The following is a 20,943-nucleotide window of genomic DNA, read 5'->3' as shown; positions in this document are numbered from 1 at the left end:
TCATTCCTCAGCCATTTCTTTTTCTAAAGGAAGGCTGCTAGATTTTTCCTCGCTTTGAGTCATTTCTTCAATAGTTTTATAGATTTTTTGAAGGTCTATTTCTTCACCAGCTCGTGCTTTGTACAAAGTATCTAAAACGGCATTAACAAAATTTGCTGATTCGGGAGTACTAAATTTTCTTGACATTCTGACTGCTTCGCTTATAGCAACCTTAGGGGGAATATTGCTTGCAAAGAAAAGTTCATAAACTCCTAGACGCAAAATATTACGCTCGACAGTTTGAATACGATCAAATGCATAAGAAAAAGAAGCACCTGCAATCATTCCATCAATTTCCTCTTGGATAGCTTGTATTTCCTCCACTTTCTGTTGAGCCATAATAACCGAAGCGCGAGAAACGGCTAACTCTTTCATCATTAGCTCAATCATATCTTGTTGATGAGCTTTTCCAATATCATAGCTGTATAGCATCTGAAAAATAATTTCACGTAATTTTTGTAGGGGAAGAGCCATTGCAGTTTCCTTTTTGAGATTAAGTCTACAAGATTAGCTCATAAACATCAATTGCATCACTAAGAATATCTCTGCCCTAAATGTTCGTGATTCTCTTAAAATAAAGGCTATAAGTTTAAAGCTATGCGAGCAAAAGATTATCCTTGTGGCTATAGGGACTGAAAATATTCCTTTCCCAATTTGTATAGGCTTAACGTAGTTTGTTTGTCTGATTTCTTGCTCAAATTGCTCAAAATTGATTGTCAAAGGATACAGGCACCCTTGCTTTAATTCAATATTGAGCTTCTAGTCACCACTATAAGTCATTTTTTACTTGCTGGTGAGAAAAAAAATGAAGGGAGAGGAAGTAGAATTTAGCTATTAAAAGCAAATAAATTTGAATAATACTTGATTTATGAAATCTTCCTTGTTATGCTACTCACTTCTTAGGGGCAATAGCTCAGTTGGTTAGAGCAACGGACTCATAACCCGTTGGTCCCTGGTTCAAGTCCAGGTTGCCCCACTTTTTTCGCAATACCTCCACAACAGTCTTTTTGCTATTGCGCAAGTGTTAGGCAACCTTGCCATTACGCATTTTTTACGCACTCGACTGCATGAGGCTGGAATAAAGCAGCACAAGGCACTACTCTTACATAGGTTCAAGTATGGGTCCATTTGCCTCTTTGGCATATTCTAAATACCATTCCAACGCCTCTTTTGAAGCGAATGGCTTATCGAGTTCATAGAATTCAGTACACAAGGCTTTATAAGGCGTTGATTCTCGATTCATAGGATTGGTTTACGCTGATTTTAATCGCTTTCCAGTTTCATGCTTTGGAGCAAAAATAATTTGATATCCTACAGCATCTAAAATTTTTGACAGGGTATCGATTGTTATATTTTTTTTTGATCCAGATCTTAGTCCCTGAATAATTGTTGGAGAAACACCAGCAGCAGCCGCTAGTTTTCTCACAGAAATATGATCGTGTTCCATGGCGGCGATCAATAGTTCAGACAAGAGGAGTTCTTTGTATTCTTTATCCAGTAAATCTTTTTGTTCGTCATCTTCGATGAATTCCTCATATGTAGACTTAGCTTTCTTTTTCATAATAGCCTCCTTCTTTTACTCTTTTCTCATAACTTTGATAAGCTTTTAACGCTTGATCCTTTTCACCTTGTGGAAGTTTTTGCGTTTTTTTGATAAAAGCGTTCGTCACTATAATTTTCTTGCCTTTGAAGAAAAAGCAAAGATAACGATCAGGTTGTGGCTTAAAAGCGTAGATCCCATCTCCTTCATTTCTAAATTTCGTTTCGTCGAAGATTTTTCCCTGATCTCCCATTAAACGGAAAAGGTTGAGCAGTTTTCTCTGTTTATCTTTCGGTTGTTCTTTGAAGTATCCAAGTGCTTGGCTATGTCCTTTATGATCATAAAACCACTCAATCGTAAATTCGGTTCCTTCGTAAGCAATCCATTGCTTCATTATCATCCTCATTTATCTACCAGCGTAACATTTTGGTGGTACACTGTCAAGAGAAAAGCGATACTCTCTCGTTTTTAATGCAAATTTTACGCACTTGACTGGAAAAACCTGGAGTAAAATTACGCAAACTAGCGCAATCAGTGTTTTCTCAAACCGCTGATTTTGCTGTGCCTATGTATTGCCATTTATGCTGGTTTGTGGAAGGTTAGGCGACTCATAACCTGTTGTTCCCTGGTTCAAGTCCAAGTTGCCCCTCTTTTTATAACTTATTGAGATACCGCCCTTAAGGTTTACGATGATTACATTCAATCATTAAACCCAAGTTACTAAAATAGGTCGTGGCACACAGGTGGCACACTAAGACTCTATACACCTCAGCAAATCACAGCAATTATCATCAAAGTGATCTTGTCGTTGCTCACGCTAACCACTCAAAATGGAGCATGAGCTAAATGGCAACGATTCAAAAACGTCCTCAAAAATGGAGCCCTCAGCTATAAAGTATGCTCCGTCAAAGCGATGGCTTTCCTCCTAAATCTTAAAACCTTTCCTCCAAAAGAAGAGGCCAAGCATTGGGCCAAACTAGAAGAAGCACGTAGGCGACAAGGTTATGGTCCTATAGACAAAGAAAAAGGCAAGCAGACTCTAGTCGATCTTATTGATCGCTACATAACAATTGTTCTTCCTAGAAAGTCTAAAGAAGCTCGGAATATGCAGCGGCATCTTGCTTGGTGGCATGATAAAATTGGCAAATATAGTGTACCAAAAATTTCACCTGATTTGATTGCTTAATGTCGTCAGGAGCTTTCTGAAGGGACAACATCAAAACACCTTAAAAGCTGTCCTGCTACTGTCAATCGCTATTTGGCCCTGCTTTGAACTGTCATGGGCATCTGGTATTCGTGAATGCGGTTGGATGACTGATAACCCATGCTTACGAGTAACTAAATTTAAAAAATCAAAAGGAAGGGATAGAATTGCATCTTCTGATGAATGTCTTGCACTATTAGAAGAATGTAAAAATAGCCGTAATGAACATTTGTTGCCTGTTATGCTTTTGGCCATTACTACAGGGATGAGACGAGGAGAGATTTTGAGAGTAACATGGAATTGTATTAATTTTGATCGACAAGAGATCTACCTAAAAGAGACAAAGAAGGGCAGAACTCGAAGTATTTCTATAGTAGGAAAAGTTTGTGAACTTCTTCGATCTCATTATTTAAAAAGAAATGCCCTCACACCTTAGCACAAGACAAGGATTCTATATTTAATCCTGAAACGGGTTTAACGGCTTACTACTCGAATAGAAATACCTATTCAAGGTACTTTCATAGCGAAGCATCAATTAAGGATTACATCACCTCGCCTGGATCTTTTGTAAAGCATGTGCGCTCATATCAAGAGCAATTTTGTATCGATTTTTAGCGATTAATACCCTCTAAACAAATCGACACACTTATTGAAGTTCTTGCAATCAAGTGATTTTAGATCTCTGCGATTTTGTCTACTATAATTGAAGGAAATAATATGGCTTCGCTTCTTTCAAACCGATCAAGTGGAATCCATTCTACCCAGTGAGCACTTCCTCTATCTTCATAAATCTGAAAACGATTTTTCGTGTAGATGGTTTCATCTGAAAGCTTAATGAGAAAGGCAAAAATAATTTCGTGTCCTTTAATCCCATGATGTTCAAAAATGTTTTCGCAGAATATAGGTTCACCTGTAATGACGAGATTACATCCAAGCTCCTCATAAATTTCGCGCTTTAGAGCCTCTTCAGCACTTTCACCAAATTCAATACCACCTCCGATGGGGCCCCATCCTTTTAATACGCCATCATCATTAAGTACCTCGCAGACAAGCAATCGATTTTCGTGTTTTGCAAGACCTATTACCTTGCCCCTAATCCTGTTATGAGGCCTCCATATTTTACTTGTTGGTAGATTATAGATCGCATGAAGAGCAAATGGAGTTAATTCCTTTTGAAGGATGTCAGTGAGCCTAACCCAACGGTTTTCTTCTTGAGGCACGAAACCTGGCTGTTTCTCCCAACCTAATATTTTATAAAGAAGGCCAACTTGATGGAATCCATATGGAACACCGTTATTATCGTAGTTGCCAGTAGAGGTCGCTACACTTAAAAATTCTAACTTAGAAATGGCTATAGAAGATTCTTCCAATAGCTCACGTTTAAGTGTTGCTTCTGGCGTTTCACCGAATTCAATAGCACCTCCAGGAAGTCCCCATAATCCCTCATAAGGTCCTGAGTTCTTTTGAGTGAGGAGGATTTTGGAATCTTGAAATATAACTCCATAAGCTCCATGTCTAACGATTTGATTCATCTTATCTGATTTATCCTCTCCAAGCAATGATTTGGATGATAAGCAAGAGGGGTTGATTAAAAGCAATATCCTTGAGAAATCCAATAAGACCCATCATCTAACGCTTACTTGGTTTTATCATCAACATTAATACCTTTGAGCTGCTTCAATGGTACACCAAGTGTTTCTTTGTCTTTCCATTTCACTTGTACAAACATATCGTATTCGCAGTTTTCTTCGTCGTTCATGCCAATAATCTCAATAATTTCATCTATTTTCAGCGGAGATGTACTGACTGATTGGATACACTTAGCCTTAAACGGTATAGTCATCGTATCTTGTAAGTAGTAATACCATCCCATAGCTCGTTCCGACTCATTGTAAGCAGCTACGATAATTTCCAATCCAATGCGATCTTCAATTTTTTGATTAAATTCTTTAAATTTTTGTTTCCATTTTTTTCTGATTTTTAATGAACCATTTCTACAGGCAACATAGATTTTAGTGCACTGAAAGTGTGGTTATAAAAGGAATTTAACTGCTTTTTTCAAAAAAATCTTTATATAAACCCTCAATGGCGTCTCCAAACCCCCATCCCATATCTTGAGTTTGAACACGAATATTTAAACAACGTTTTTGAAAATTTTCTAGGGCTCCATACTCTTCCATGTCTTTCAGGGTCTTTTCAAACATACTTTCCATGCTATTATAGAATCGTTCGTCAATATCACCATAATCTAAGGTGCATTTAACCCCATATTCAACATAAGTGAGCTGAAGATCAAGAATACTTAGATAATCAGCACACACTTTTTTGAAATCGCTAATAGCTTTTCTTGCCACTGAATATTTAAGCTTAGGAAAACCCTTTTTGGGGCAGAACTGTTCTTCCAAAATTTTCTTGTATTTTTGCGCTATATCAGAGGGTGCACGAGGTTCTAAACGAGAATCATAGTATTTCCTTACAAAGTCAAAAGTTTTGTAAAGCGTCAATATTTCATCTAGTAAGGAGTCTTGATCTTGTTTTTGCAGGTGTTCTTTTAATTTTTTTATTGTCATATATAAAGCAGGTTTTGCTATTTATAGAAAAAGACATTTTATCAAGAGAAAATTCCTGCGGCAACTACTTTTTTTTGCGATTTGCCAGAAAATGAAATTTGGTAGCACACTGGCGGCACAGTGCCATCTTATTTTCATCAATAAATCTCAATACTTGGCATATGGCGATATCAATAAAAGAGTGGCTATCATCTTGGAATCAGAATTTGACGCTATCTTGATTCAACAGTTTGCTGCCGATCTCTGCTTTTGCATTGCCACTGGAGGATCAACTCAGCCACTTGATCTTTATACTGATTATCTCATACGAAAAGCCTTACTTTTTCTGATTTGTCCTGATGTGGATGCTGCTGGGGCTAAATTTATTAGAAAGATCAAGGGCAACTATAAGCAATCGAAGCTTTGGCCAGAGCTCCCTTAGGGGAAAGTTTCGGAGATGCCTTAAAAGACCATAAAATTGATTTACGCCAATGGATCTTGCAAGGTCTTCCCGAAGCATTAAGGCCTCAACAGAAGATTGGGTCCCACATTTTTACATGCAAAGGCTGTGGAGGGCATCATTAGTGGATTTCGATCTTTGACATGACAAGCTGCATGCAATACACTTTAAGCCTATCCACGACGTCAGAAATAACCTTTTCTCTTAAACGATCGAGTTCAGCCTTGAATAATGGGTCTTTCAGCCATTTGAATACGGTTGCAAGTCGAATACCTGCTTTCTGAGCAGCTTCCTTAACCGTGCGACAAGAGAGAAGATAAGTCATAATCTTCTTTTAGCGAGCATTTAGTTCAGCGTTGCATTTCATAGCACATCACTCACATAATTAGAATAATTTATTGTCATTTTAGCACAAGAAATCATCCATTTACAAGCGTTTGAGCATAAATCTAGAATGGAATTATACAAAAAATTTCCAGCAGATCTCTCAAGAGAAAGCATCAACCGCCTATGGGCAAATACCCCCTTTAATCCTATACAACATATCAATTGGAGGCAAGCAGGCAGCTGTCTTTCAAAATTAGCGATACACTTCTCGTCTATGTCCAATCTCAACAACCAAAATGATTAACACATCTTTCTTAATGGAGTAGACAACGCGATAATCACCGGAACGTATGCGATACAGAAGAGTTTTCTGGCCGTGCAATTTAATGCTTCCTGAAGGCATCGGATCATCTACTAATGTATCGATTTTTTCCAGGATTCTTAAACGATCTTTCTTTGGAACTTTTTCGAGAAACTTTTCTGCACTTTCTGAGATTTCGACTTCGTATTTCACATTAAACGCTCTCTAGCCTTCCTCCATGAAGATGTTTTTTCCTCATCGGATTCAATTCTTTTTAGAGTTTGATGAGCTTTTTCAGCGAGCCACTCATCTTCGATTTTTTCCATCTTCTCAAAGGTCGCAAGAAGCATGAATTGACGCATGGTTACCCCTAGTTTAGCGCAAGCCATCTTCAAATAGGCATGCTCGTTGGGATCCATGTCCAAAGTTAAACGGGCTTTATGTGGATTAGTCATAAATCACCTCCTAAATTTATTATACAGAAACACAGAAAACTGTGCAATTAATTATTTACATCTGTTGCTTATTATTAAATATGATATATTTATGCTTTTATAAGATTGAGAAGGTTATATGAAAATTTACGGCAATGACTGAGAATTTAGTATTTATGCTCAGGAAAGAGGCGTCTTTGGAAATAATGATGTTTTAAAAGGAATTAGAAGAACTGGTTATTGTTATGATATGTCATTTTTTGGAACTTCAAACTACTCGAAAGTTGTTGAGTCTACCTTATACATTCACATTCCTACACTGCTTGGAGTACATTTACAGGAAAATTAAAAGAGTATTGCTTTCCTTGGCGTTGGAAAACTGCCTATTTAGATCAAGAAGATGGGTCTCAACCTCGTAAAATTTTAATATGTACTTCTGTTCGAGATAGCAAAATATCAGTTCGTCTCAATAAATTGATTGGCAAATTATGGTTTATTACAAATTTAATCAACCGTGATAGCTATCATGAAATCTTTGGGAAAGAGTTTCTTAGCCTTTCAGGACAAAATGAACAAGGGGTTACTAAAATAACTCATCCTCTAGGAGAAATTGTAGGAACTTATTTGGGAGGCGGTTTAGGTCTATTTTGTCATATTTATCGCCAACAAAGCTTTTTTTCATTATGTAGATATCACTTGTAAAGAAATTTCTTAGATCAATGGAAAGAAATATCGATTCAGGTAGGACTAATATCAGAAAAAATCTTAATTAAAAAATCCGATGAAGCAGCTATTTCTCGTAGCGGATTAGCGGTATACTTTCCTCAAGGTTCTTACTTGTCCTATTCGTTAAATAAAACTACACGGTTCACTAGCGGTTCACTGACATGCAGATTTCCCCAGAAAAATCCCGCAAAATTCAATAGCTTTTTGGTCTTAAATCCTTTACCGCTAGTGCTCCTAGCGGCTGATTGATATCGGATATGTCGGTATTCTCCCGCCCTCATCACCCGTTGGTCCCTGATTCAAGTCCAGGTTGCCCCACTTTTTATAAACTTGCTTAGAAATATGCGTCAAGCAGGATCTTCTAGCTACATCCATTTAGATGAAGAGGAAAAGAATGCCGTTTGGACTACTGGTGGACCACTCACTGGCAAAACAACACAACTAAGTACAATCAATTTTTCATCACTAGCAACAGTTAATCCTAACAATAACCAAGAAGAAAAGGGTTCTGCTGTGAAAGGGATAGATGAACGTAAGAATAGTGACGGCAGTGTAAGCTATCGAGCACGCGTCAGAGCCAAGGGCCATGCGCCAATCACCAAAACATTCAGCTCATTAATATGAGCCAAAAAGTGAAAAAGCGATACCAACATAGAAGTCGAAAAAGACCGCTATTTCGACAAAGTTGAAGCCTAAAAGCACCCTTTGAGTGAAGCTATCGACAGGTACATCAAGTCGATTTTGCTCCGGAAACCAAAAGATGCCAAGAACGTCCAGCGCCACTTGCTAGGGTGGAAACGCCAGCTTGGTAATTACAGCCTGGATTGCATCAAATCAAGCCTGGTCGCAGGAAAGAAAAGTTTGCTCCTATCAGAAGAAATAAAACCAGGAAAGACCCGTTCGCCAACAGCAGCCATTTGGTATATTTCTAGCCTGTCCCATATTTTTACCATAATGCTTAAGGAATGGGGCTGGGTAACAGAAAACCCAGTGCGCAAAGTTGCAAAACTTCAACTTTCAAATGCTCGCATGCTTCAGAAGATGGAAGAGTCCGTTTACTTGACGTCTGTCACATCTAATAAAACCGGACTAGCAGAAAGACGACTCAAGGCATAGCCATTTCTTGTAGCAACTCCTTCTGAAAGTGAAGGATGCCAACAAGCTAAGATTGCCCGTCAAACTTGCTACGAATGGATCAAAGACTCAGTTTCAAAGCAGAATTGAACCGACTGCGCAATCTTATCGCTGAAAATGCTGTGCAACCCTTAAAAGCCCATTCCGTAAAGGTAGTGGATAGGCTAGTCAAATTGCTGGATGTTGAAAATCCTTTCTGCAAAGAAATCTTGCCAATGACATCATAGGGCATCTAATCAAATTTAAGGAGCTTCAGGATATCGAAAAGCGGCTAGAAATTGTGGAGGCTAAATGAAATTCAACACCCGCATCAGAGGTCTGGAAAAAAAGTTCCAGATAAACAGTAAGCTAGGGGTTATCTTCCTAATCCGCTATTGCGACAATATTGATGAGCGGGAAAGGGCACAAGCAGCTATCCTTAACGATTATCTTTCGCAGGGCAACCCCAGGCCAGACTATCGGTTATCTATACAAGATGCAGGCGACACCCAAAAAGAAGGATTTCTGTACTCCTTCTCATCAAATTGATCCATACAACCCATCACTTCTCAAGTTTTTATTTGTAACTTTTTTAATTCCTCCAAGCATGATAACATACTTTGCTTGAAGTTAGGTGGAGAAAGATAATCTCTTAAGGGCTTTTCTTAAGAGATTAATATTACAGATTAAATTATTATGATGATTTTTTGCAATTAGAGTAGTTTTAATTTATTATTTCTGATATTATTAAACTTTTAATAAATTAAATTAAAACAAAAGGGCCTTTTATAGGCCAAAATGGAAGGTAAAAAAAATGACCCCAACTTTTTTTGACTTTTTCAAGTCATCTTATTATTCGAACACTTATGTGCCCTCAGTAGACCTCAGTGAGCAAAGATTGTCAAGGCACTTATTAGAAAATGAAGACAACAAAGCTGCAGCAACTGCGCAGCGATTAATATCTGACCCTGAGGTCCAGCAAGTTCTTTCTGAACCACTAGTTTATGATCGTGAAAAGATTATAGAAAAAAATCAAATATTAACAAGGCATGGATTTAATCTGTTAAGCAATAAAGCCCTCTTAGATGTTGATGCTCTGCAAAGAATTCGATTTTATAGCGTTATTGAACATGATGAATTAGATGGATGGATAATCAAATCAGGAGCCAGCCGGGTTCCAAAAGATCAATTGATTATTGGGCCAATGAACGATAGAAACGAAATGGCTTTTTTCATCGATGAAGAAAGTATTCTACGAATAGAAATGGCAAATCGGATTCAAAAAGTCGCCCGAGAAGCAAACATTGATGTAGTTCTTCCAAGAAAAAAATTGGTTGCCTATGCAAACTTGGACGGAGTAACAGAATCTAACAGGAAGTATTGTGTAGTTTGTGAAAAAATCAATATTTTAAGTGTTGAAGATACGGTTCAAGCTATCAAAGACATGGATGCAGAACATCAAAGGGAAATAGCCAGGAAAATATCCACTATAGTACAAAAGGCTGGTTTTGTAGACGCCTCCTTTGACAATATTCGTTTAACTCCCGCGGGAAAACTTGCTTTTATCGACACTGAGCCAGCTGGTTTAATGGTCGCAAAGAAACCAGGTTTATGGAATAAGCTTTTTGGCCCCAAAGGTGCCAGTGTTGAAAAATGTGCAAGAATTGGTTTGTTCACCCTCATGCATCAAACATCAAAGGCAATTAGGGGTACACAAACAAGTAGTTTCGATGCTAGGAAGTGTGAACCAGGTTTGGAGGCTTTCCGCACTGAAGTACAAACTCACTATGAAAAGGCGACTCCTCCAAAATTATTAAAATGGAAGATCGCATTAAGTGTTGTTAGCGTTGGACTTATTCCACTTATCAATGCAATTATAGCTTTAGTAAAAACAAAGTTAACTAAACGAACATTCGAAAAGTTACAAGCAATTGATACTCTCTTTATGAGACGGGTTTTTGCATTAACCTCAAAATCCCCAGCTGAACAAAAACGTTTAGTGAAAGAATACCAAGAAAAAAGAACGCCTATTGCAAAGCAATTCTATGCTTATACGGAAGGCGTTCCTTATAAAGTTTCTTTGGTTGTCTAAAATTAAGCCCATTGTGCATGTATCATGATGGGCTTTTTCATTTTGATTGAGCTCTTCCTGGTTTTAGTTTATCACCATACAGATACATGGACGCAACCTGGACCATTCGACTACAAAAGATAGCAAATCATGGCGAATGATTCACATAGATAAAAATCCCTTACACTCCTATCTTGGTTGTCGTTAGCTACTGCTAATGATTGTGATTACTGAGGTTTGCATGGACTCATAACGCGCTGGTCCTTGGTTCAAGTCCAAGTTGCCTCATCCTTTTGCGCCACATCTTGGCAGCTTTCTAAAATCAAACGCTATGGGTTATACTCCTTTTTTTATTTCTTAATTCACTGCAATGATTGATTGACTCTTTTTACGGTATCGATGAAGGACTTCTAATGCTTGATGACTTAAACGAACCATCATCATGCCGTGAGCTTAGAAGGTTTACAATATTTATTACATCATTCACGAAGAAGCTCTGTATTTTGGGAATGATGATTAATGAATCGCTATGATAGGATTTTGGAAAGAAATGATCAACACCCCATTATCGTGAGCATGAGATGATCGACCTTCTTACCATATTGAATAAATTAGAATCTCCAGGAACTTTTACTGCGCACGGCACCCTGCAATCTTTGCTGCCGGGTCTCTATATTGACAATGTTGGGGAGATTTCCTTGCCTTTGCGTCCAGAGCAAGCTGAACAGATCATGGCCGAATGTGAACAAGCCCCTTACGGATTTAAAGAAGAAACTCTTATCGATACTAATGTCCGCAATGTGTGGCAGTTATCGCCTTCTGCCTTGCAATTCCGGAATCCCGATTGGCAGGAAGCTCTCAAAAAGATGTGTATAAATATAGCCAAACAGCTAGGTTTGGGGGATGTCACCGTTGAGTGCGAGCTGTATAAGTTGCTGCTTTATGGCAAAGGCTGTTTCTTTCTACCTCATAGAGACACTGAAAAGATAGACAATATGTTTGCTACACTTGTCATCAGCTTGCCATCCCCACATGAAGGCGGTGAATTAATTATTAGCCATGCTGGTGAGAGCTTTTCCTACAGCTTCGCTGGTAATGGTAAGTTTTCTCCAGAATATGCTGTCTTTTATGCCGATTGTTTTCATGAGGTTAAACCAGTGCTTTCAGGCTACCGCCTCTGCTTGGTCTACAATTTAGCTCTTGCAGGCCGAAGCACACAGCCTCAGCTGGCAAAAAATGACGAGATCATTGAACATGTTGACAGCTATATCCAAAAATGGAGCCAAGAACAGCATAAGTTTCCTTTCTTAACTTATTTGCTAGACCATTCTTACACAGAAAAAAACCTTTGTCTAAGCAACTTAAAAAGCAGTGATTATGCCAAAACCTCGATTTTGCTCAAAGCTGCTGCTAAACATCAGTGTAAAGCCTTTCTATGCCTCGTGAGCTATTATGAAGAAAGCTACGGAGATTACTATGGCGATGGATACAAGCGCAACAGATACCGCGATGATGATGATAGTGAATGTAGTGAAAGTAACTACACTGAGTATGGAATCAACACTACTGAGATATATGCTCATAACTTTTTGGGAAATGATGGCAACAAAATAAAAATTGCAAAAATTCTTCTTAGTGAAGATGCCTTGTTAGCCGATAAGCCTTTGATCGGAGGTCCAGGCCGCAAGGTTTCAATCTCTGAAGCTACCGGCAATTCAGGAGCAACTAAAGAACTCTGGTACCATCGCGGTGCTGTGATCATTTGGCCTGAAAGTTCCGACCTTGAAGTTGTAGGTTATAGCGATTTAGAATATGGAGCCCATTACTTGGAAACTCTTCTTAAGTCTACAGTATGGCAGGAAGGATCTAATCTAGAAAAAGTGTTGAAGTTAGCACGCCACATTCTCGATCGCTGTACAAGCATGCAGTTCTATAAAATCAATGTTTTAGATTCCTTGATTACCTTGGCTGATGTCGATTTGCTTAAGTATTATCTACAGCGCTATCAAAAGTATTCATTTTCTTCTCTCGACGCTATGAGTGTTGCGCGATTGATTAAGCTTTTCTCTTTGACAGCACTTAAGCCAGAGATCGACGCCATTGCAGCCAAATCTAGAGGATCCTTATTCTCTTGGCTTTATGAACTTTTCATCGCATTGAAAGGCTACCCTGAACAACGTACTATTGTTGCAGGATATTTTGCCGTAGAGTGGCAATTTCGTTGTCGCCAAAAATTAAAAAATTTTAGCAGCGAGACCTTAACAGAGATCTTTCGATTGCTGGCCCTTCTGGATGATCAAGAACGGTTGGCTGAAGCCGTTACTGAACTCAACAGCATTGAAGATCCCAAATTTGTAGTCGAAATCTTTGCACCAGCTCTTTTAAGGGCACTAGAAACTACATCTCCTGATTATGGTTATCAACGCGCTGTTTTTCAAGCTCTTGGCGCGGTTTATTTTAATAGAGTCACAGAGCATTTTGGTGTTGAACCCCAAAAGCCTATAACATGGGCACGAGCAGGGAGCTGCACATGTTCTTGTGAATTTTGTCAGCAATTTAATAAGTTTCTTTCGGATCCCGAGCGAGCCGCCTTTTCTATTGAAAAAACTCTAAAGCGCAATTTGCTACATATCCAAGAAATGATAGACAACAAACAGTTTGATGTCGTAGGGGAAATCATCAGTGACAAAAATAAATTTAGCGGACATTTCTCTAAAAATGAGGCATCTTATCTTAAGGCGTTGAAGCTTTTTCAAACAGCTCATAAGCAGCAAAAACAAGTCGCAGCTCTTTTGCCTTGAAGATGACACTCTTCTAAGAAATAAGGCATTACATGGAACAAAAAAAACACTGAAGTTGGTTTGGATTCGGGCAGGGTGAACCAAAATGGTCTCCAACTTTTTTATCTTCGTAAATCGTTTAATCTCATTGAAATTTAATTAATTATGTGAAACAAATAATAAATTGTTCCTCATTTTTAATGAGGATTAAATGAAATTATTTAATACTTTAATTATTTGTTGTGTTTTTTTGGATGCGGCTTGCTGTCTGCTACCGAATTTAACATTAGCTCATATAATTTTGGGGGCTTTCCGATCACTATGACTATTTACGCGCTGCCAGCATGCAAAAATTAATGCAAGAAAGATATATTGCAGAGCCTGAAAATATGTCGCTTAATGAAAAAATCCAGAAACTTGCCTTGAAAATTCTATTTTCACCTGATTCTCAGGAAAAATTATCTGCGCAGCAGGAATGGGATCAAAAAGGATATCAACATATCTTTAGACATCTAACTACTTCCCCAATGGATAATAACAGCCCAAATACGACTTGGAATCAAAAAGCAAATGAAATAATCACTTCTTATAAAGTTCGTCCTGTTGTAATTCACGAGGAGGAAGTAAAGCAAATGCTCGGTGAGTATTTTAAAGACTTGAGTTCTGATGTAGAGGCTAACACATCAACGCTTTTACAAGAAGTTCATGCAACTATGCCTATGAGAGTTTTTGCTCACCATCTTAAATATGATGTTATTTGCTTACGGGAAGCTGACTATTTTGATAATTCTTTTGATAATTTGGAATAACTTCAACGCCTTTACTCATCATAATCATCGTGTAAAAATTAGTTTCTCCCTTCAAAAAAGATCCGAATGAGAACCTGTTCTTGCAAAGATAATTTCCGTTTCTGTTTTTTTATAGACCAGTAGCCAATCAGGCTCAATGTGGCATTCCCAGTAACCCACATAATCACCCTTTAGCTTATGATTGCGATTTTTTGGTGGCAGCGGTCCATCAAGAGTTAAAAGCTTCATCACTTCTTTGAGCTTTTCTATATCCTTGCCTCGTTTCTTCGCTTTGACTACTTCCTTTTCAAACAGGCGTAGGTGAATAGGTTTAAGCATCTAGATACCGAGTTTTTTGAAGAGATCGTCGATATTGTCGCTTTCAACTAGATTTTCGCTCCTCTCAATTTGTTTTATAGCCTCAAGGGTTTCAGCGTTTGGAGTGTTGGTACTATAAAGATGTTCGTGTATCCATCCAATAATGATCTCCCGCATACTTTTACCTAAAACTGCGGCAAGAGCTTTAAGCCTTTTATGATCTTCTTCCGGAACGTCTATAGTCATTCTGGACATATGGCCTTTTGCAGACATAATTTTTCTCCTTCGTTCATTACTTTTAATGTACCAGAAATAAAGAAATAAGGAAATGAAAACATGAAAATTCGCGAAAAATTTTCAATGGCTTACCGAGCGACCAGGCGCGCCCTCTAGGGGGGCCATACCCTTGTTGTCCTACATAGCATAAGGAATTGATTGCGCGGTTCACTATCTGTGCTCTTTTCAAATTAAAGCATACATTCGAGTCAATGAAGAACTTATCAAACTTTATTGGGAAAGATGCGGAGCAAAAGCTAGAACAAACAGCCATCAGCCATGCAGGTAGCCCGCTATGGAAAACGGCCGATATTGGCTATATGGTGGGAAGCCCACAGGAGCTAAGACAGAAGAAGGACCGGCTATTCAAAAAAATAGGCTTCTTAAAGACTAGATGCGTTCTAAGAAAGTTTTGGAAGAGAGAAAAGCTGTTCGTCAATATATTCATAAAATAAAGAATTTTATTGAGAATCGGTAAATTTATCTGCAGGGGCTAGAGTGAGTGCTTGTTTATCTAAAAATGATCTCTTCCTCAGTTTTAATGTAAATAAGAAGCCAGTCAGGTTTAATATCTCGTTCTCTCGGCCTTTAAAATTTTCAACGAGCCTGTGCTTTCTGTGTTTGGCATCACAAGGTTTTGCATGAGCAAGTGTTTCAGCCCCTTGGAGAGATTTTCTCAGGTCTTTTCCTCTCTTTTCTTGCTGCTTAAATTCTTTTTTGGATTAGCTACTAGAGGAAATTTTGAGCATTTATTTCAGTCCGAGCTTATCAATAAAGTCATGAGAATCTTTGCAACAAATTAGACCCTTTCCTTCATCGGCTTCCTTAAAAGCTTTTAAAGTTTCATGGTAGGGCTCATCAAGCAAATGCTCCCTAAGGCGACTGAAAACGGGATCTTTAAGAGTGAAGCCTATAAAAGCTGTCATTGCTTTAAGTCTCTTATGCTCCTCAAAAGCCATATCTATTGCCATCCTTACCTGATCTTGATGCTGCACTGCTTATCATAATTTGTATCTCTTTATAAGCTAATAATAAATTTTGTTAGTTGCTATTCTCAATTTAATTATGTTATATTTTTTATTTAACTTATAATAATAGGTAAAATAATGCCAGCATTTAAAGTTGTTAATACAGTACATGAAATTGCACTTAATCATAGGTGGGTTCCGGCAACAAAATTTAGTAGCAAAAACAGAATTGTTGATGAGAAAGGTGATAAAGTAAGTTCTGACTATAAGGGGCGTCGATATCGGATCATTGAAAAAAGAGAACGTATGTTCTCTACCTTTGAACGTATGAGAAGAGGCTTTATGGGAATACTGGAAGTTGTTAACACTTTATGTCTCGCTCTCTTCTCAAAGTCGGTAAGAAACCTCTTTACAAAGTCAAAAGAAAATATGCGTTTTGCTGTTCTTGAAGAACAGACTAGATTTAAGCTTGAGGAGGGAAGAGTCATTTATCTAGAGCCCAAGCTTCTTTTTGGGGGAACTAAAATTTCTGAAGACCAAGAATTAAATATTGCGGTTGTAAGAAGGGATGGAAAGCAAAAATTGATTCCAGTTACACATGCAAAGTTTGGCAGAGAGTGTAAGATATATGAAGGTTCAGTACTTGAAGCACTTTTAAAGATAGCCCAGCAAGAACCACACTATTGCTTTAGTTTTGATCGACATTATGGCTCACCTATTGGCCATTTCTTGAAACACGCAAATAATTCAATCCTTACTGAGGAAGAATTCTTTAAATTTATTTTGGAAAAAGATGGGGCTGGAACGCCTAGAATTTGTACTTTAAATTCTGCCTCCACCTTAGAAGCTTTAAATATCATTAAAGAAAAAAATCTTCCAATAAATTTAAATGATAAAACCTCAGAAGGGAAAACTTTATTCACTTTATGGGCTGGAAAAGGTAATGCAGACATTACAAAGTTAATGCTTGAGTTAGATCCATCGGTAATTGAACAAGCTCAAGGACAAATAAACTCGGCATTTGTTGAAGCTGCTTTAAATGGTTCTAAAGAAGAAGCTGATCTTTTATTAGATGCTATGGGAAAGAAAGGTATTATCTTATCCCCCGAAGAAGTATGGATCCGAAGAGCCTTTCAAAATGACTCCTCGTTTTCAGAAGAAGAATTTATTAACGTTGAGGAAGACTTAAAAATAAAAATATTTTTTGTAGCGAATGCGTTTGCCAATGAAGATATCGTAAAAAAACTAAAACATCTAGGAATGGATACAGTACCATTATTTTGGCCAGGTCCTAGTATTCTGGCTAGTAATATGGATATAATTACGACAAAGAATATAGTGGAAGGTTTTCTGAAGGGTTTAAGAAAAGGCGGCCTGTTGCTTACGGCGGAGGAGTTTAATAAGTTAGATAAAAGCAAATATATTAGCAAAATAGATCAAATTGGACGCATTCAAGGAAAAAAGTTCATAGAAAAGCTCGTCCAAGAAAATGGTTTAAAATATATTAAAGTTCCTAAAAAAATTGCTGTGATTAATGAGGGAGTCAAAAGTATTTCATTCAGCGTAGCTAGCAGTTTGGAGCTTATACCACAAGAAGATCAATTAACGATCTATGCTGAACGCGTTAAACCTGTTAGCCGAAAGCTATCCTTGGAGGAAGCGATTGAGTTTATGATCATTTTGGAAAAAACAGGTTATAATGACTTTTTCGGACGGAATTTCTTTTTTGCGGAAGATGGCATTTATTTTATTGATACTGAATATAAAGACTTTGCTCCAACGAGACCTCAATGGGGGTCTATTAAAACTATAAAAAACTTAGTTGATCCTAAAGATGCAGAAAAGTTTTTAGCTGAGTATGAAAAACGTAAAGAGGCTTATGATAAGGAGAAAGAATCGCGTGAAGCTCAACAGAAAAAATACCGTGCAGCTTTTGAAAACCCTTATACAATGTTAACCACAGGGTATGCAGGACATGAATTTGCTTTCCAATTATGCTCTTTAGCATAAGCTAAGCTAACACTAGCTAGCTTAGATTTTCTTAGGCTAGCTTGGTTTTTAACTTCACTCCTCTTGTAGTGTACAAAATATAGCAGTAAGCAAACTGCTGCGCCATTTGCTTACTGCTATATTTAAAAACCTTACATTTCAGTAGCATTTTCCTCGTAAATGCCTTATGCATCTTGTGCATAACGGTTGGATGGTATTTGGTTAGTAACGCGGACTCCCGACCTCATCACCCGTTGGTCCCTGGTTCAAGTCCAGATTGCCCTATTTTTTAACTTCCTTGGAATAAGTTGTAATACTTTTGCCATCTCTACCGCTCATGGCATTCTGTCAAAATTTAGGAAATCCTCTAGTCAATTTACGGACAGGAAGAATAGCAACTTACGGTTACTATCCATAAAAGGCTTCTTTAAAACTTGATGTCAAGAAACAATCTATATGTTTGCTGCATAGAGAATCCAAACGCTAGTTACTATGCCCTTAAAAAGACCGCTAGAGCGCTAACCATGTGCTGTAATACCTATCAGTTGCGCATTCATTTAGGATAGTAGAACAGATAGGTTCATGAATAGAATTTTGCCTACCAAATAGTTAAAATAATTTTTTCGCCATTTTGCTATAAAATCCTACTCGTGTGAGTAAAAAACAATAAGGAGATTGCAACATAAAGCATTTTCTATTCATGATAAAATCAATCAAATTAGCATTTCTTCTTTTGATAGATAGGCTGAAGAGTGAGTAGATTCAGGATGTAATGACATTCCTATTTCTTACATTATAAGCTCTATAACCAGTTAAAATAAGATCAGGAATTAATAATAAAAATCCTAAACTCAATAACTCTACACATCCGCGAACTATGTGATTATATTTATTGGGCAGCTCATCTTTTGTAGCTTTCATGGCCTTTGAAATACGGTCTATACCAATTAGAGTTCCGATTAAAGGAATATATCCTAATGCTTTTACAACATTGACGGTTTTCCATGCGCCTTTAGCTGCATTGGTAATTGATTCATCCATTATCTTTTGGTGTTCAGGACCATTAAAGTAAGGTGTTTCTTGTAGGTCTGGTATCTGGGCATTCAGCTTTGCCATTTGTAAATTTAATGTTTTCTGGCTAGTTTTTTGAGCGATTTCTTTATAACAACTTTCGGCATTGCATGCAAAAGTTTCAAATCCAAAAGCGGGTATGCTTGTAAAGTACATAATTACCTCTTCTACAAAATTAATAATCAAAAAGAAAATCTATCATGCTATTACGTTTTTTATCAATATTAATATTATCATTTATTAAAAACTTAAGTTTTTTAGTTTTCTGCAAGGCAGAGTTGCGTAAATGATAAAAAGCGCATGCGATAAGATTGCTCTTCAACACTTAAGGAGCTATAGAATTAGCTTGCAATAACAAAAATATAGGCAGGTTACGGGCAAAAAACTTAACTACTGCATCCGTAACTGCTCCGACTATAATAAAGCTTTAGTGCAAAGAGGGAGCATAACTTTATGGTTTTCGAATGAAGGCATTAAAAGATGGAGGGAAAATAAAAATACAGGGAAGAAGAGGCTCGCCCAAGAACTTACTCTAATGACGCTATCCTATGCGTATAGATGATTAAAGCGGTTTATCATTTGTCGCTTCTAAGCTGTTCAAAGGATTTCTCTTGTTGTTGATTGCTTTGCTGGCTTTCAAGGCTACCTATTCCTTGTTATACCCCCATCTGCAAGCGCGCTAAAGAGCTTGGACAGGAGCTTATTAAAAAGCTAAGCCTTAAAGCGTCTAACAGGCAGAGCCTTTGATTCCTCTGGAGTAAACGTTTAGGGTGAGGGAGAGTAGAAAGTGCGTCAGCCTGGCAAAGCCAAACAAAGAATTTGGAGAAAGATTCACTTAAGTATTTGCCCAGACTCGCATGAGATTTTGTTAAGTAAGGTGACAAAGAGTAATCAAGCCGATGATTGAATAGCGAGCCAGATGATCTTTTAGCTACCAAAGAGCATAAAAACCGCTTATGGAGATGGTGCTTATGGTAGGCAAGTTTTCTACCAATCATCTTATATCCACGGTATAGATCCTTTAGTGCCTCCAAGAAGAGGAGGAAGACTAAGCCAAGAGACAGACAAACTCTGGATGAAAAAAGAAATGATGTTATAAAAAATCATTCAAGGCTTTGGAGGAGATGAGAAGGCCAGGCAGCTTTGAAAGAAGCCTTGCGGCTATCGCAGAAGATCGCTTGCCGAAACGGCGATGTATCGCTTTAAAAGAAGCTTGGGAGGAGACTTTCTCTCTAGGAAATTAGCCAATCAACAAGCAGAATTATATGCCAAATTCTTGATTATGAATAAGATGACAAAACCTGGAATGCCTAAAGGGCAATGGGTGCTAACTTAGTTGATAGGCCTAGATAAGGCTATGCCTTAAATAGACGAGCTATTAGATCATTTACGCAACAAGGTCTCTTTGCAACTAAGAATGATGGATGGTACAATATACTTTCTATAATAACCCATAAAGTATGAAAAAAGCTTTGTAGGATTTTACCTTTAGTGTCTTCTTATATTAAGCATAGAGGTTGAATAGAAGCGGAGAATACGTTGGTTCATCATTCCCTTAGCCTTATTCCTTTAAGCCTAGGTTGCCTCACTTTTTTTAATCTTATGCTATCGCTGAAGGAAAGGCGCTCTATAGGGTCCCCACTGTTCTAAGCTGAAGCCTACTAAAATGCCATTTTGCTATAGATCTTTAATAATCTAATAGCTTTAGCCATAGAGGGAGGTCGGAAGGGCCCAAATTTCTCGATTTTTTCGGTAAGACGCAAAAAACGAAATGATGAAAAGGGGCTACAAGCATGGCTTCATCCTTTCTCGGCATTTTTTCCTCGCTCAATTACTAGTTTTATTTGGCGATAGAAAAAGGCGAGGTGTACTCTCAATAAGTGCTATCTACAGATTTTTAAAAGAATGTAAACAGATAAGCCTGCCTGAAAAGGGGGCTATTCATTTAAATTAAAATTTCTTATCAAATGACTTTTAAGGGAAGTCATT

The 20,943-nt window shown here is 37.7% G+C and carries 21 protein-coding genes and 1 tRNA gene; 10 read left to right on the top strand and 12 right to left on the bottom strand.

What is annotated here, in order from left to right:
- Complete coding sequence (gene nusB, locus TY21_RS06545; RefSeq protein ID WP_042242419.1) at positions 1 to 513, bottom strand: transcription antitermination factor NusB; 513 nt, start codon at positions 511 to 513, stop codon at positions 1 to 3.
- 428 nt (positions 514 to 941) lie between these two features.
- Between nusB and TY21_RS06540 the strand changes: the two genes are divergently transcribed.
- A tRNA-Ile gene (locus tag TY21_RS06540) sits at positions 942 to 1,015 on the top strand.
- Positions 1,016 to 1,291: 276 nt separating this feature from the next.
- On the opposite strand, the gene TY21_RS06535 is transcribed toward TY21_RS06540, so the two are convergent.
- Both TY21_RS06535 and TY21_RS06530 read right to left on the bottom strand, forming a co-directional pair.
- Complete coding sequence (locus TY21_RS06535) at positions 1,292 to 1,600, bottom strand: helix-turn-helix domain-containing protein (protein WP_042242421.1); 309 nt, start codon at positions 1,598 to 1,600, stop codon at positions 1,292 to 1,294.
- Positions 1,584 to 1,973 (bottom strand): type II toxin-antitoxin system RelE/ParE family toxin, encoded by a 390-nt coding sequence (locus TY21_RS06530; protein ID WP_042242423.1) that lies wholly within the window; start codon positions 1,971 to 1,973, stop codon positions 1,584 to 1,586. The genes TY21_RS06535 and TY21_RS06530 overlap by 17 nt, the downstream gene beginning before the upstream one ends.
- 519 nt (positions 1,974 to 2,492) lie before the next feature.
- Between TY21_RS06530 and TY21_RS11485 the strand changes: the two genes are divergently transcribed.
- Positions 2,493 to 2,765 (top strand): hypothetical protein, encoded by a 273-nt coding sequence (locus tag TY21_RS11485; protein ID WP_052354583.1) that lies wholly within the window; start codon positions 2,493 to 2,495, stop codon positions 2,763 to 2,765.
- A gap of 124 nt (positions 2,766 to 2,889) precedes the next feature.
- Positions 2,890 to 3,219 (top strand): tyrosine-type recombinase/integrase, encoded by a 330-nt coding sequence (locus TY21_RS11480; RefSeq protein ID WP_232044344.1) that lies wholly within the window; start codon positions 2,890 to 2,892, stop codon positions 3,217 to 3,219.
- Positions 3,220 to 3,457: 238 nt separating this feature from the next.
- On the opposite strand, the gene TY21_RS06520 is transcribed toward TY21_RS11480, so the two are convergent.
- The 3 genes from TY21_RS06520 to TY21_RS06510 all read right to left on the bottom strand — a co-directional run bounded on the left by TY21_RS06520 (position 3,458) and on the right by TY21_RS06510 (position 5,353).
- Positions 3,458 to 4,315 carry an NUDIX domain-containing protein gene (locus TY21_RS06520; protein ID WP_052354585.1) on the bottom strand — a complete coding sequence of 286 codons (858 nt, stop codon included), beginning with the start codon at positions 4,313 to 4,315 and terminating at the stop codon, positions 3,458 to 3,460.
- 104 nt (positions 4,316 to 4,419) lie between these two features.
- On the bottom strand, positions 4,420 to 4,698 hold the full coding sequence (locus tag TY21_RS06515) for a calcium-binding protein (protein WP_079979963.1): 279 nt from the start codon (positions 4,696 to 4,698) through the stop codon (positions 4,420 to 4,422).
- Between the two features lie 130 nt (positions 4,699 to 4,828).
- Positions 4,829 to 5,353 carry a DUF6155 family protein gene (locus TY21_RS06510; protein WP_042242428.1) on the bottom strand — a complete coding sequence of 175 codons (525 nt, stop codon included), beginning with the start codon at positions 5,351 to 5,353 and terminating at the stop codon, positions 4,829 to 4,831.
- Between the two features lie 91 nt (positions 5,354 to 5,444).
- Between TY21_RS06510 and TY21_RS06505 the strand changes: the two genes are divergently transcribed.
- On the top strand, positions 5,445 to 5,774 hold the full coding sequence (locus tag TY21_RS06505; protein WP_042242430.1) for a toprim domain-containing protein: 330 nt from the start codon (positions 5,445 to 5,447) through the stop codon (positions 5,772 to 5,774).
- A 598-nt stretch (positions 5,775 to 6,372) separates the two neighbouring features.
- Here the strand turns inward: TY21_RS06505 and TY21_RS06500 are convergent.
- Positions 6,373 to 6,633: a type II toxin-antitoxin system RelE/ParE family toxin gene (locus TY21_RS06500; RefSeq protein ID WP_042242435.1), complete on the bottom strand. Its 261-nt coding sequence runs from the start codon at positions 6,631 to 6,633 to the stop codon at positions 6,373 to 6,375.
- On the bottom strand, positions 6,630 to 6,875 hold the full coding sequence (locus TY21_RS06495; RefSeq protein ID WP_042242438.1) for a hypothetical protein: 246 nt from the start codon (positions 6,873 to 6,875) through the stop codon (positions 6,630 to 6,632). Before TY21_RS06495 ends, TY21_RS06500 begins: the two co-directional genes overlap by 4 nt.
- Before the next feature lie 1,410 nt (positions 6,876 to 8,285).
- Between TY21_RS06495 and TY21_RS11320 the strand changes: the two genes are divergently transcribed.
- The 5 genes from TY21_RS11320 to TY21_RS06470 all read left to right on the top strand — a co-directional run bounded on the left by TY21_RS11320 (position 8,286) and on the right by TY21_RS06470 (position 14,353).
- On the top strand, positions 8,286 to 8,696 hold the full coding sequence (locus TY21_RS11320; RefSeq protein ID WP_042242447.1) for a hypothetical protein: 411 nt from the start codon (positions 8,286 to 8,288) through the stop codon (positions 8,694 to 8,696).
- 309 nt (positions 8,697 to 9,005) lie between these two features.
- Positions 9,006 to 9,242, top strand: coding sequence for a hypothetical protein (locus tag TY21_RS06485; protein WP_042242449.1), 237 nt, complete (start codon positions 9,006 to 9,008; stop codon positions 9,240 to 9,242).
- A 265-nt stretch (positions 9,243 to 9,507) separates the two neighbouring features.
- A complete protein-coding gene (locus tag TY21_RS06480; RefSeq protein ID WP_052354586.1) occupies positions 9,508 to 10,785 on the top strand; it encodes a hypothetical protein in 1,278 nt (425 codons plus the stop codon).
- Positions 10,786 to 11,345: 560 nt separating this feature from the next.
- Positions 11,346 to 13,565, top strand: a complete 2,220-nt coding sequence (locus TY21_RS06475; RefSeq protein WP_042242452.1) for a 2OG-Fe(II) oxygenase — start codon at positions 11,346 to 11,348, stop codon at positions 13,563 to 13,565.
- A gap of 323 nt (positions 13,566 to 13,888) precedes the next feature.
- Positions 13,889 to 14,353, top strand: a complete 465-nt coding sequence (locus TY21_RS06470; protein WP_130589595.1) for a hypothetical protein — start codon at positions 13,889 to 13,891, stop codon at positions 14,351 to 14,353.
- Positions 14,354 to 14,404: 51 nt separating this feature from the next.
- On the opposite strand, the gene TY21_RS06465 is transcribed toward TY21_RS06470, so the two are convergent.
- The 3 genes from TY21_RS06465 to TY21_RS06455 form a co-directional block, all read right to left on the bottom strand.
- Positions 14,405 to 14,671 carry a type II toxin-antitoxin system YafQ family toxin gene (locus TY21_RS06465; protein WP_042242457.1) on the bottom strand — a complete coding sequence of 89 codons (267 nt, stop codon included), beginning with the start codon at positions 14,669 to 14,671 and terminating at the stop codon, positions 14,405 to 14,407.
- Positions 14,672 to 14,923, bottom strand: coding sequence for a hypothetical protein (locus tag TY21_RS06460; RefSeq protein WP_042242460.1), 252 nt, complete (start codon positions 14,921 to 14,923; stop codon positions 14,672 to 14,674).
- A 752-nt stretch (positions 14,924 to 15,675) separates the two neighbouring features.
- On the bottom strand, positions 15,676 to 15,897 hold the full coding sequence (locus TY21_RS06455; RefSeq protein WP_130589594.1) for a hypothetical protein: 222 nt from the start codon (positions 15,895 to 15,897) through the stop codon (positions 15,676 to 15,678).
- A 135-nt stretch (positions 15,898 to 16,032) separates the two neighbouring features.
- Between TY21_RS06455 and TY21_RS06450 the strand changes: the two genes are divergently transcribed.
- Positions 16,033 to 17,904 carry a hypothetical protein gene (locus TY21_RS06450; RefSeq protein ID WP_042242466.1) on the top strand — a complete coding sequence of 624 codons (1,872 nt, stop codon included), beginning with the start codon at positions 16,033 to 16,035 and terminating at the stop codon, positions 17,902 to 17,904.
- A 741-nt stretch (positions 17,905 to 18,645) separates the two neighbouring features.
- On the opposite strand, the gene TY21_RS06445 is transcribed toward TY21_RS06450, so the two are convergent.
- Positions 18,646 to 19,110 (bottom strand): hypothetical protein, encoded by a 465-nt coding sequence (locus tag TY21_RS06445; protein WP_042242469.1) that lies wholly within the window; start codon positions 19,108 to 19,110, stop codon positions 18,646 to 18,648.
- Positions 19,111 to 20,943 lie beyond the last annotated feature (1,833 nt).

It is taken from the genome of Neochlamydia sp. S13 (assembly GCF_000648235.2).
Lineage (GTDB): Bacteria > Chlamydiota > Chlamydiia > Chlamydiales > Parachlamydiaceae > Neochlamydia.
This window is presented reverse-complemented; position numbering and strand designations above follow the sequence as displayed.